This window comes from Streptomyces mayteni (assembly GCF_054783955.1).
Window position 1 is genome coordinate 1 of the sequence record NZ_BAAGPR010000170.1, and the last position, 11,349, is coordinate 11,349.

Sequence of the window (11,349 nt, forward strand, 5' to 3'; positions counted from 1 at the left end):
CCGCTGACCGGCGCCGTCGCCACGGCGCTGCTCTGCGCGGCGGCCGCCGGCACCGGCGCCGGGCTGCTCGCCGCCGCGCTCTGCGCCGGGCCCTGGCCGGCGCTGGCCGGGCAGCCGCTCACCGTCGAGGCCCAACTCACCGAGGACCCACGGCAGGCCGCCGCCAGGCCCGGGCGGCCGGGCGCGCCACGGCCCGTGCTGTTCGCCGCCGAGACCAGCCTGGTCGTCGCCGAGGACGGCACGGCACACGCCGTCCGCGCCCCGGTCCTCCTCGTCGTCCAGCCGGCGGAGGCCGAAGCGGCAGCCGCCTGGCTGGGGTTGCTGCCCACCACCCGGCTGCGGCTGACCGCGGAGGCCACCGAGCCGATGCCCGGGCGCGCGGCCGAGCTGGCCGCCGTGCTGCGCGCCGACGACGCCGGGCCACCCGTCGTCATCGGCGGGCCCGGTCTCGCGCAGCGGGTCGCCGGCGGGCTCAGGGCCGGCCTCCGGGATGCCGCCCAGGGGCTGCCAGGCGACGCCGAGGCGCTGCTGCCGGCGCTGGTGATCGGCGACGACGCGGCGCTCTCGCCCGAGCTCGAGGAGGCGGTGACCGTCACCGGCCTCACCCACCTGATCGTGGTCTCCGGCAGCCAGGTGGCGATCGTCCTCGGGGTGCTGGTGGGCCGGCTCGGCACCGCATCCCTGGTCGAGCGCGGCGGCCTCGCCGCCCGGCTCGGCATCCCGCTGCGCGCCACCGCCGTGCTCGGCGGCGGCCTCGTCCTCGCGTTCGTCCTCGTCTGCCGCCCCGACCCGAGCGTGCTGCGCGCCGCCGCCTGCGCCGGCATCGCGCTGCTCGCCCTGGCCACCGGCCGCACCCGCTCGCTGCTCCCCGCGCTCGCGGCGGCCGTGCTGCTGCTGATCCTCTACCAGCCCACCATGGCCAGGTCGTTCGGCTTCCTGCTCTCGGTGCTGGCCACCGGCGCGCTGCTCACCCTCGCCCCGCGCTGGAGCGCCGCGCTGCGCGCCCGCCGGGTGCCAGGGCCGCTCGCCGAGGGGCTGGCCGCCTCGGCGGCCGCCCACGTGGTGTGCGCGCCGGTGATCACGGTCTTCGCCGCCAGCACCAGCCTGGTCGCCATCCCGTGCAACCTGCTCGCGGCCGTCGCCGTCGCGCCGGTCACGGTGCTCGGCTGGGCCGCGCTGGCCGTCGCCCCGCTCTCCCCGCCGGCGGCCCAGGCGCTCTGCTGGCTGGCGAGTTGGCCGGCCCGGTGGATCGCCGGCGTCGCGCGGGCCGGCGCCCGGCTGCGGGGCGCCGAGCTCGGCTGGCCGGGCGGCTGGTGGGGCGCCGCCCTGCTGGCCGCCGCCACGGTGGGCGCCCTGGCGATGGCCCGCCGGGCGCCGCGCGGCCCCGGGCCCGCGCTGGTCTGCGCCCTGCTGCTCCTGCTCGCCGTGGTCAGGCCGGCGCCGCTGCCCAGGATCCTCACCGGCTGGCCGCCGCCCGACTGGCGCCTGGTGGCGTGCGACGTGGGCCAGGGCGACGGCCTGGTGCTGGCCGCCGGCGGCAACAGCGCGCTGGTGGTGGACGCCGGCCCGGAGCCGGCCGCCATCGACCGCTGCCTGCGCGACCTCGGCGTCCGCCACGTCCCGCTGCTGGTGCTCAGCCACTTCCACGCCGATCATGTGGCCGGTCTGCCCGGCGTGTTGGCCGGTCGGCGGGTCGACGCCATCCAGACCACCACCGTGCGGGACGGCCAGGACCAGGCCGAGTTCGTCGCCAGGACCGCCGCCGAGGCCGGCATCCCGGTGGCGCCCGTCGTGCCAGGCCAGTCCGGCACGGCAGGCCCCGGGCTCAGCTGGCGGGTGCTGTGGCCGCCGCCCGACCCGGTGGGTCTCGGCGCCAACGACGCCAGCGTCACGCTGCTGGCGCGCGTCGGGGAGCTGACGGTCTTCCTGCCCGGCGACCTCGAACCCCCGGCCCAGGAGCGCCTGTTGGCCGCCCACCCCGAGCTGGCCGCGGTCGACGTCGTGAAGGTCGCCCACCATGGCTCGGCCCACCAGCACCAGCCACTGCTCGACCGGCTGCGCCCCGGGCTCGCGCTGATCAGCGCCGGCGCCGACAACTCCTACGGCCACCCGGCCCCGCGCACCCTGGCCGCGCTGGCGGCGGCCGGCGCCACCGTGCTGCGCACCGACCTGCACGGCGCGGTGGCCGTCGCGGACACGGCAGAGGGCCCCCGCGCGACCGTCCGCCGCGGCGAGGTCACGGCCGGCGAGGCGTCACCCGTCGCCGATCCGGATGGCGCCGGCCGGGCAGCGGGCGGCGGCCTGCGCGGCGGCGGCGCGGTGGGTGTCGGGCGGCCTCCCGGCACGGACGCGGACGGTGCCGTCCTCCTCGCTCTGGTCGAAGAGCTCAGGGGCGAGCAGCGCGCACATGCCGGTGCCCACGCAGCGGCCGGGGTCCGCCTCGACGCGGATGTGGCTCATGTCCGTGGTCCTCCTACCAGGCGACGGGCAGCCGGTGCGCGCCGTAGATGGGCATGTCGTTCCGGAACGGCACGTCCTCGGGGGCCACCGCGAGCCGCAGCCCGGGGAAGCGGCGCAGCAGGGCGGGGAAGGCGATGCGCATCTCGACGCGGGCCAACTGCTGCCCGAGGCAGGCGTGGCCGCCGTGCCCGAAGGCGACGTGGCCGCTGGGCGCCCTGGTGAGGTCCAGCTCGTCGGGGTCGGCGAAGACCGCCGGGTCCCGGTTGGCCGCCGGGAGGGACAGGGTGACCGGCTCGCCGGCCCTGATCAGCCGACCGCCGAGCGTGACGTCCTCGAGCGCGGAGCGCGCCGCCACCTCGAACTGGGCGATGCCCAGATAGCGCAGCAGCTCCTCGACCGCGCCGTCCACCAGCCCGGGATCGGCGCGGAGCAGGGCGAGCTGCTCGGGGTGGCGCAGCAGGGCGAAGGTGCCGAGGCTCAGCATGCCCGAGGTGGTCTCGTGCCCGGCCACCAGCAGCAGCATGGCGATGCCCACCGCCTCCTCGTCGGTCAGCGCGCCCGCGTCGATCACCCCGCTGAGCAGGTCGTCGCCGGGCGCGGCCCGCTTGGCGGCCACGACGTCCGCGAGGAACGCGGTCAGCGCCTCCTCAGCGGCGCGGGATTCCGCTGCGCTGCTCGCGGTGGAGACCATGGCGGTGGTCCAGCGCTGGAAGTCCCCGTGGAACGTGTAGGGCACGCCGAGGAGTTCGCAGATCACCAGGGAGGGAACGGGTAGCGCGAAGGTCCGCACGAGGTCGGCGGGCGGGCCCGCCGCCTCGGTCGTGTCCAGGCAGTCCTCGACGATCCGCTCGACGCGCGCCGCGAGCGCCCGGGTGCGGCGCACGGTGAACTGGCCGGTGAGCAGCCTCCGATAGCGGGCGTGCGCCGGCTCGTCCATGCCGATGAACACGCCGGGCGGGGCCGGCTCGTGCGGCTCGGCGCGCACCGGGGAACGCAGCAGCTCGGTGCGGGAGCTGAACCGCGGGTCCGCCAGCACCTGGCGCACCAGGGCGTGCCCGGTCACCAGCCAGCCGGTCGAGCCGTCGGGGTGGGCCAGCCTGCTGACGGGGTGGCTCCCGCGCAGCCGCCCCAACTCGGCCGGCGGGTCGAGGGGGGTGTCACGGACGGTCGGAAACGGCGCGGGGGGCGGTAAGGCGTCGGTCATCGCCAGGCTCCTTCGGCTCCGGAGGAACAGACCTCTCCGTACAGCATAAAGTCTCGTTCGGCTCGCAGTTCGCCTCAGAGGGGAGGTGGCGGCAACAGGCGGCTCTCACCTGGTAGTTCCTCGGTTGAACAACCTGCCCACCCGGTGGGAGCCTGCTAGCATTTCGTCACACCGAGGATCCGTGACGAAAAGAGATCGCATGCCGATCTGTGTCCAGTGCGACCGGGAGTTCGGCCGGCTGTCGCGCGGCCGCGCCCCCCGCTACTGCTCCCGTTCCTGCCAGGCCCGCGCCTACCGGGCCAGGCAGGCCGAGTCGGCGGCGCCGCGCCCCGCCGCGCCTGAACCGCCTGAACCGTCCAGGGCCGGCGGCGGGCTCACCGTGGACGCCATCGTGCGCGCCGCCGTCCTGATCGCCGACGCCGAGGGCCTCGAGGCGCTCTCGATGCGCCGGGTCGCCGAGGCGTGCGACGTCGGCACCATGGCGCTGTACCACCACGTCGACGGCAAGGACGCGCTGATCGAGCTGATGGTCGAGGCCGTCTACGCCGCGAGCGGCACCCCGGAACGCCTCCCGGGCGACTGGCGCGCCGAGTTGGCCGGCGTCGCCCGCGCCGAGTGGGCGCTGTACACCGCACACCCCTGGGCCCTCCAGGTCCTGGCCACCGTGCGGCCGCCGCTGGTGCCCAGCGTGCTGGCCGGCGTCGAGCGGGCCATGGCCGCCCTCGACGGCCACGGCCTCGACCCGCTCACCGTCCACCGGATCGCCCAGAGCGTGCTCGGCCAGGTGCAGGGGCTCGGCCTGCTCCGGGTCAGCGAGATCGAGTCGTCCCGCGCCGAAGGTCCTTCGCTCGCCCAGTGGCGCGCCAGCGTCGCCCCCGCCGCGCTCCGCCGGCCGGACGGCACCGGCCCGCGCTTCCCCCGCCTGGCGGCCCTGGAGCGGATCCCCGAGGCCGCCGCCGACCTCGACGAACTCTTCGAGTTCAGCCTCGACCGCTTCCTGGACGGCATCGCCCCCCTGCTCGACCGCTGACCCCCACCGCCCTCACACCAACCAGACGCCGTCCCGCATCAGCTGGCGGTCGGCCAGCTCGTTCACCTCCCGCCAGGCCCGCACGGCCCGCGGGCGGAACACCAGGAACACCCACGTCGACCGCCCCCTGGCGTCCCAGTGCAGCTTGCGCTCGAACGCCTCGCCCGCCGCGGCCGGCAGCGCGTCGCCCGCCACCACCGCCGCCTCGGCGTCGATCAGGATCACGTCCCTGGTGTGCCCCAGGGCCACCACCGCCCGCCCGTCCCGCGCGACGTTGACGGCCGTCGGGTTGGCGGCCCTGGTGGTCATCACCAGCGTCTCGTCGTGCCAGACGAAGGAGAGCGGCACCAGACACGGCTCCCCGCCCTCGCCCGTGGTGGACACCCAGGCGTCCACGTCCCGCAGCAGGCGGTCGAGCACATCCTTCTTACGCTGCGCGGCATCGCGCGCCGGCGCCGTCTCGGTCGTCATCTCCGCACGCTAGCCCGGCGCCCCGCGGGCCGGCATCGGGCGCCGGTCCTAGGACCTGCGCGGGCGCCGTCAGTCGCGCTCCAACCAGCCGTCGTGCGCCTCCGCCAGCGCCGCGAGCGCCGCCACGTCCCAGCCGGGCGCGGCGTCCTCGAGGACCACCAGCCACTGGGCGTCCTCCGCGTCGTCCTCGCCCGCCAGGGCGTCCCGCACCGGGCGGGGCTCCTCGGGCAGCCGCAGACGTTCGGCCAGCTCGGCGGCGACCTCCTCGGCCGCGTCCCGGTCAGGCAGCACCAGCACATGTCGCATCGGGCCATTGTCCCCGGCGCGGAACCCACTGTCGGACCCGCGTGGGATGCTGGGCCGCATGGCAGCCAGATCCCCCAAGGCCGACGACCCCCTCGCCCCGCTCACCGTCGCGGTGGGGCAGGAGGAACTGCTGCTGGACCGGGCCGTCCAGCGCGTGGTGGCCGCCGCCCGGGCCGCCGACCCCGACACCGACGTGCGCGACCTCGCCCCCGGCGAACTCCAGCCCGGCACACTCGCCGAGCTCACCAGCCCCTCGCTCTTCGCCGAGCGCAAGGTGGTCGTCGTCCGCCAGGCCCAGGACCTGTCGGCCGACACCGTCAAGGACGTCAAGGCATACCTGGCCGCCCCCGCCGAGGAGATCACCCTCGTGCTGCTGCACGCCGGCGGCGCCAAGGGCAAGGGCCTCCTCGACGCGGCCCGCAAGGCCGGGGCCCGCGAGGTGCCCTGCCCCAAGATGACCAAGCCGGCCGACCGGCTGGCCTTCGTCCGCGACGAGTTCCGCGCCGCCGGCCGCAGCGCCACCCCGGCCGCCTCCCAGGCCCTGGTCGACGCCATCGGCAGCGATCTGCGGGAGCTGGCCTCCGCCTGCGCCCAGCTCGCCGCCGACGTCGAGGGCGCCATCGACGAGGAGGTCGTCGGCCGCTACTACACGGGCCGCGCCGAGGCGTCCAGCTTCACCGTCGCCGACCGGGCCGTGGAGGGCCGCACCGCCGACGCCCTCGAGGCGCTGCGCTGGGCGCTCGCCACCGGCGTGGCACCGGTGCTGGTCACCAGCGCCCTGGCCCAGGGTGTGCGGTCGATCGGGCGGCTGGCCTCGGCGCCGAGCGGGCTGCGCCCCGCCGACCTGGCCAGGGAGCTCGGCATGCCCCCCTGGAAGATCGACCGGGTCAGGCAGCAGATGCGCGGCTGGTCGGCCGACGGCGTCGCCGTCGCGCTGCGCGCCGTCGCCGAGGCCGACGCGGCGGTCAAGGGCGCCGGCTACGACCCGGAGTACGCGCTGGAGAAGGCCGTCGTCACCATCGCCGGCGCCGCCCGCTCCCGCTGACGGCCGGCCCCCGGGCCGCCGGCCCGGACCGCCGGAACGGACTGCGGGCACACCAAGGGCCCCGGCCGCCCCGGGGAAGGGGCGGGCTCGAGGCCCTGGTGATCGTTCGGTTGGGCACCGCACCCGCGTGGCGAACGTCTGGGATCAGCGCGGTGCCCGGTGCGCGCGCACCGGCCGAAGCGGAGAGAGGGGCCGCTCTACGTGACCGGTGGCGGTGCGCCGCCGGGTCAGCCCTTGAGGGCGTTGACCTGCTGGGCGAGCGCGGACTTCTTGTTGGCCGCGTTGTTGGGGTGCAGCACACCCTTGCTGACGGCCTTGTCCAGCTTGCGGGCGGCGTTGCGGCGGGCCGCCTCAGCCGCCTCGAAGTCGCCCGCGGCCACGGCCTGGCGGGCCTTGCGGACGGCGGACTTCACCTCGGACTTGACCGACTGGTTGCGCAGCCGGGCCTTCTCGTTGGTCTTGATCCGCTTGATCTGGGACTTGATGTTCGCCACGAATGTGAGCCTTTGCAGGTTCGATGTCGATGCTGACCACTGAATGTCGCGCGATAGCCCGAGACACGGGATACCCGAGACACCAGCGGCCCAGCGTACCAGCGGTCCCCCACACCCTCCCAATCCGGAGCAGCCCCTCCCGCATGGGACCATGGAACATCCACGAACCGCCGCCATGACCCGACAGGACCCCGCGTGCCCGCGATCTCTTCGAACGCGCCGGAGCCCAGCCGCACCGACCCGGCTCTCATCCGCAACTTCTGCATCATCGCGCATATCGACCACGGCAAGTCGACACTCGCCGACCGGATGCTCCAGCTGACCGGGGTGGTCGACCAGCGGCAGATGCGCGCCCAGTACCTGGACCGCATGGACATCGAGCGCGAGCGCGGCATCACCATCAAGTCCCAGGCGGTCCGCATGCCCTGGGCGATCGACGACACCGCCCACGTGCTCAACATGATCGACACCCCGGGCCACGTCGACTTCACCTACGAGGTCTCCCGCTCCCTCGCCGCCTGCGAGGGCTGCGTCCTGCTCGTCGACGCCGCCCAGGGCATCGAGGCACAGACCCTCGCCAACCTCTACCTGGCGATGGAGAACGACCTCACCATCGTCCCGGTGCTCAACAAGATCGACCTGCCGGCCGCCCAGCCGGAGAAGTTCGCCGCCGAACTCGCCCACCTCATCGGCTGCGACCCCGGCGACGTGCTGCGCGTCTCCGCCAAGACCGGCGAGGGCGTCGAGGCGCTCCTCGACGAGGTCGTCCGCCAGGTCCCGGCCCCCGTCGGCCAGGCGGACGCGCCCGCCCGCGCGATGATCTTCGACTCCGTCTACGACGCCTACCGCGGCGTCGTCACCTACGTGAAGGTCGTCGACGGACAGCTCGGCAGGCGCGAGCGGATCCAGATGATGTCCACCGGCGCCACCCACGAACTGCTGGAGATCGGCGTCAACTCGCCCGAGATGACCCCCTCCGACGGCCTCGCCGTCGGCGAGGTCGGCTACCTCATCACCGGCGTGAAGGACGTCCGCCAGTCCAAGGTCGGCGACACCGTCACCCAGCAGCGCAACGGCGCCACCGAGCCGCTCGGCGGCTACAAGGACCCCAAGCCCATGGTGTTCTCCGGGCTCTACCCGATCGACGGCTCCGAGTACCCGGCGCTGCGCGACGCCCTGGAGAAGCTCCAGCTCAACGACGCGGCGCTGGTCTACGAGCCCGAGACGTCCGCCGCCCTCGGCTTCGGCTTCCGCGTCGGCTTCCTCGGCCTGCTGCACCTGGAGGTGATCAGGGAACGCCTGGAGCGCGAGTTCGGCCTCGACCTGATCGCCACCGCCCCCAACGTCGTCTACCAGGTGACCATGGAGGACCGCACCGAGCACACGGTCACCAACCCGAGCGAGTTCCCCGTCGGCAAGATCGACGAGGTCCGCGAGCCGGTGGTGCGCGCCACCCTGATCGCGCCCAGCGAGTTCATCGGCGCGATCATGGAGCTCTGCCAGACCAGGCGCGGCGCCATGAAGGGCATGGACTACCTCTCGGAGGACCGCGTCGAACTGCGCTACACGCTGCCGCTCGCCGAGATCGTCTTCGACTTCTTCGACGCCCTGAAGTCCAAGACCCGCGGCTACGCCTCCCTCGACTACGAGCCGATCGGCGAGGAGGCCGCCGACCTCGTCAAGGTCGACATCCTGCTGCACGGCGACAAGGTCGACGCGTTCTCCGCGATCGTCCACAAGGACAAGGCGTACGCGTACGGCGTCAAGATGGCGGGGAAGTTGCGCGAGCTCATTCCCCGGCAGCAGTTCGAGGTGCCTATCCAGGCCGCCATCGGCTCCCGGGTCATCGCCCGCGAGACGGTGCGCGCCATCCGCAAGGACGTTCTCTCCAAGTGCTACGGCGGCGACATCTCGCGGAAGCGGAAGCTGCTCGAGAAGCAGAAGGAGGGCAAGAAGCGGATGAAGATGGTCGGCCGCGTCGAGGTGCCACAGGAGGCGTTCATCGCCGCCCTTTCCTCCGATTCCGACGGGGCGGAAGGAAAGAACAAGAAATAGCACCTTACGCCTGGGGGCGCGGCAGCCTAGTCTGATCGCCACCCCTTGGTTACTGGTGGGTCACCCCCGTTGCAGTGCGGCACCCGGAGGAAGTCCGTGACAGAGAAAAAGCTCCCGATCGACAACCGCCCGCCGTCCGTGGCCCACCTTTTCCAGGAGCGCGTCGAGGCCACCCCGGACCGGGAGGCATTCCGTTATCCGGTGCCGACCGCCGGGGGCCCCGACGAGTGGCACAGCTACACCTGGGCCGAGGCCGCCAGCCGGGTGCACGCGATCGCCGCCGGCCTGATGGCGCTCGGCGTCCGGGCCGAGGAGCGGGTCGCCATAGCCGCCGCCACCCGGGTCGACTGGATCCTCGCCGACCTCGGCGTCATGTGCGCCGGCGCGGCCACCACCACGGTCTACCCTCAGACCACCGCCGACGAGACGGCCTACGTCCTCTCCGACTCCGGCAGCCGGGTGCTGATCGCCGAGGACGCCACGCAGCTCGCCAAGGTCAGGGAGCGCCGGGCCGGGCTGCCCGACCTCGCCCACGTGGTCGTCATCGAGGCGGCCGACGCGGTGGCGGTCGACGGCGACCCGGACGGCTGGGTGCTCTCCCTCTCCGACCTCGCCGAGCGCGGCGCCGCCTACCTGGAGAAGCACCCCGACTGCGTCAAGGCCGCCATCGCCGCCCAACAGCCCGACCAGCTCGCCACGCTGATCTACACCTCGGGCACCACGGGCCGCCCCAAGGGCGTCCGGCTCTCCCAGGACACCTGGTCCTACATGGGTTACGCCATCGAGGCCATCAGCATGCTGTACCCCGACGACGTCCAGTACCTGTGGCTGCCGCTGTCGCACGTCTTCGGCAAGGTGCTGCTCTCAGGACACGTCAAGATCGGCCACGCGATGGCGGTGGACGGCCGGGTCGACAAGATCATCGAGAACCTGCCGGTGGTGCGGCCCACCATCGTCTGCGGCGTGCCCCGGATCTACGAGCGGGTCTACAACGGCGCCGCCATGCGCGCCAAGTCCGGCGGCGCGCTGCGCGCCCGGATCTTCGCCTGGGCCTGCGACGTCGCCAAGGAGTACGGCCGGGTCTCCCAGGAGAACCTCCGCCGCACCGGCCGCGCCTCCGTGCCGGCCGCGCTGCGGGCCAAGCACACCGCCGCCGACCGGCTCGTCTACGGCAAGCTCCGCGAACTCTTCGGCGGCCGGGTCCGCGCCCTGGTCTCCGGCTCCGCGGCGCTCCCGCCCGACATCGGCTACTTCTTCGAGGGCGCCGGCCTCCCCATCCTGGAGGGCTACGGCCTGACCGAGTCCGCCGCCGCCAGCTTCCTCAACCCCGGCGCCGCCAACCGCACCGGCACCGTCGGCAAGGCCTTCCCCGGCCTCGAGGTCCGCATCGGCGACGACGGCGAGATCCTGCTGCGCGGCCCCGGCATCATGCAGGGCTACCACGGCCTGCCGGAACAGACCGCCGAGGTCCTCGAAGCCGACGGCTGGTTCCACACCGGCGACATCGGCGAACTCTCGGACGACGGCTACCTGCGGATCACCGACCGCAAGAAGGACCTCTTCAAGACCTCCATCGGCAAGTACATCGCGCCGACCGAGATAGAGGGTCGCTTCAAGGCGGTCTGCCCCTACGTCTCCACCATGCTGGTCGTCGGTCCTGGCCGGAAGTTCTGCGGCGCGCTCATCGGCCTCGACAAGGCGGCCATCACGAGCTGGGCCAAGGAGAACGGCCTCCCCGACGACTACGCGAAGATCGTCGCCGACGAACGGACGATCGCGCTCGTGGACGGCTACGTGCAGGAGCTGAACTCCGGCCTCCAGCCCTGGCAGACGGTCAAGAAGTTCCGCCTCCTGCCGAGGGAACTGGACGTCGAGCACGGCGACCTCACGCCCAGCCTGAAGCTGAAGCGGCCGGTGGTGGAGCGGGAGTTCGGGGCGTTGATCGAGTCCATGTACGAGTAACCCCTGGCGGGGTCAGGGCTCCCGCCGGCCTTTGCCCCCCCACCCACCCGCCCTTTCCGTTCCGCTGCCGCGTCGCGGGCGCGCTGCCGCGCGGGGTGGTGCGCGCTGCGCGCGGGCGGTGGCCCGCGGGGGCCCAACGCGGCGGCTTCGCCGCCGTTGGGCCCTTGCGGCCGTGTCGGCCTGCGGCCGTGTCGGCCTGCGGCCGTGTCGGCCTGCGGCCGTGTCGGCCTGCGGCCGTGCCGCGCCCACCCACCCGCCCTCGCGGGTGGCTTGCGCGGCAGCGGGCCGGCGGCCCGGCGGCGTAGCCGCCGTGGGCCGGGCC

General features: G+C 74.1%; 9 protein-coding genes and 1 pseudogene. 5 read left to right on the plus strand and 5 right to left on the minus strand.

Annotated features, from left to right (window positions below; genetic code table 11):
• Positions 1-3 precede the first annotated feature (3 nt).
• Positions 4-2,226, plus strand: a pseudogene (locus ACYVPE_RS37455) (ComEC/Rec2 family competence protein); the annotation flags it as partial.
• Positions 2,227-2,253: 27 nt separating this feature from the next.
• On the opposite strand, the gene ACYVPE_RS37460 reads toward ACYVPE_RS37455, so the two are convergent.
• Positions 2,254-2,460: a ferredoxin gene (locus tag ACYVPE_RS37460; RefSeq protein WP_461038315.1), complete on the minus strand. Its 207-nt coding sequence runs from the start codon at positions 2,458-2,460 to the stop codon at positions 2,254-2,256.
• A 13-nt stretch (positions 2,461-2,473) separates the two neighbouring features.
• Positions 2,474-3,664, minus strand: a complete 1,191-nt coding sequence (locus ACYVPE_RS37465; protein WP_461038307.1) for a cytochrome P450 — start codon at positions 3,662-3,664, stop codon at positions 2,474-2,476.
• A 199-nt stretch (positions 3,665-3,863) separates the two neighbouring features.
• Between ACYVPE_RS37465 and ACYVPE_RS37470 the strand changes: the two genes are divergently transcribed.
• Positions 3,864-4,694, plus strand: coding sequence for a TetR/AcrR family transcriptional regulator (locus tag ACYVPE_RS37470; protein ID WP_461038308.1), 831 nt, complete (start codon positions 3,864-3,866; stop codon positions 4,692-4,694).
• Positions 4,695-4,706: 12 nt separating this feature from the next.
• On the opposite strand, the gene ACYVPE_RS37475 is transcribed toward ACYVPE_RS37470, so the two are convergent.
• Positions 4,707-5,165: a pyridoxamine 5'-phosphate oxidase family protein gene (locus tag ACYVPE_RS37475; RefSeq protein ID WP_461038309.1), complete on the minus strand. Its 459-nt coding sequence runs from the start codon at positions 5,163-5,165 to the stop codon at positions 4,707-4,709.
• 69 nt (positions 5,166-5,234) lie between these two features.
• Positions 5,235-5,471, minus strand: a complete 237-nt coding sequence (locus tag ACYVPE_RS37480; protein WP_461038310.1) for a hypothetical protein — start codon at positions 5,469-5,471, stop codon at positions 5,235-5,237.
• Positions 5,472-5,529: 58 nt separating this feature from the next.
• On the opposite strand from ACYVPE_RS37480, the gene holA reads away from it, so the two are divergent.
• Complete coding sequence (holA, locus tag ACYVPE_RS37485; RefSeq protein WP_461038311.1) at positions 5,530-6,516, plus strand: DNA polymerase III subunit delta; 987 nt, start codon at positions 5,530-5,532, stop codon at positions 6,514-6,516.
• A 227-nt stretch (positions 6,517-6,743) separates the two neighbouring features.
• On the opposite strand, the gene rpsT is transcribed toward holA, so the two are convergent.
• Complete coding sequence (gene rpsT / locus ACYVPE_RS37490; protein WP_461038312.1) at positions 6,744-7,010, minus strand: 30S ribosomal protein S20; 267 nt, start codon at positions 7,008-7,010, stop codon at positions 6,744-6,746.
• 195 nt (positions 7,011-7,205) lie between these two features.
• Here rpsT and lepA point away from each other — a divergent pair, with 195 nt between their 5' ends.
• Positions 7,206-9,065 carry a translation elongation factor 4 gene (gene lepA / locus ACYVPE_RS37495; RefSeq protein ID WP_461038313.1) on the plus strand — a complete coding sequence of 620 codons (1,860 nt, stop codon included), beginning with the start codon at positions 7,206-7,208 and terminating at the stop codon, positions 9,063-9,065.
• Positions 9,066-9,161: 96 nt separating this feature from the next.
• Positions 9,162-11,027 (plus strand): AMP-dependent synthetase/ligase, encoded by a 1,866-nt coding sequence (locus ACYVPE_RS37500; RefSeq protein ID WP_461038314.1) that lies wholly within the window; start codon positions 9,162-9,164, stop codon positions 11,025-11,027.
• Positions 11,028-11,349: the final 322 nt, after the last annotated feature.

Coding starts and splice junctions, on each gene's coding strand:
- ACYVPE_RS37460 (WP_461038315.1), bottom strand. CDS start 2,460: ATGAGCCACATCCGCGTCGAGGCGGACCCCGGCCGCTGCGTGGGCACC.
- ACYVPE_RS37465 (WP_461038307.1), bottom strand. CDS start 3,664: ATGACCGACGCCTTACCGCCCCCCGCGCCGTTTCCGACCGTCCGTGAC.
- ACYVPE_RS37470 (WP_461038308.1), top strand. CDS start 3,864: ATGCCGATCTGTGTCCAGTGCGACCGGGAGTTCGGCCGGCTGTCGCGC.
- ACYVPE_RS37475 (WP_461038309.1), bottom strand. CDS start 5,165: ATGACGACCGAGACGGCGCCGGCGCGCGATGCCGCGCAGCGTAAGAAG.
- ACYVPE_RS37480 (WP_461038310.1), bottom strand. CDS start 5,471: ATGCGACATGTGCTGGTGCTGCCTGACCGGGACGCGGCCGAGGAGGTC.
- holA (WP_461038311.1), top strand. CDS start 5,530: ATGGCAGCCAGATCCCCCAAGGCCGACGACCCCCTCGCCCCGCTCACC.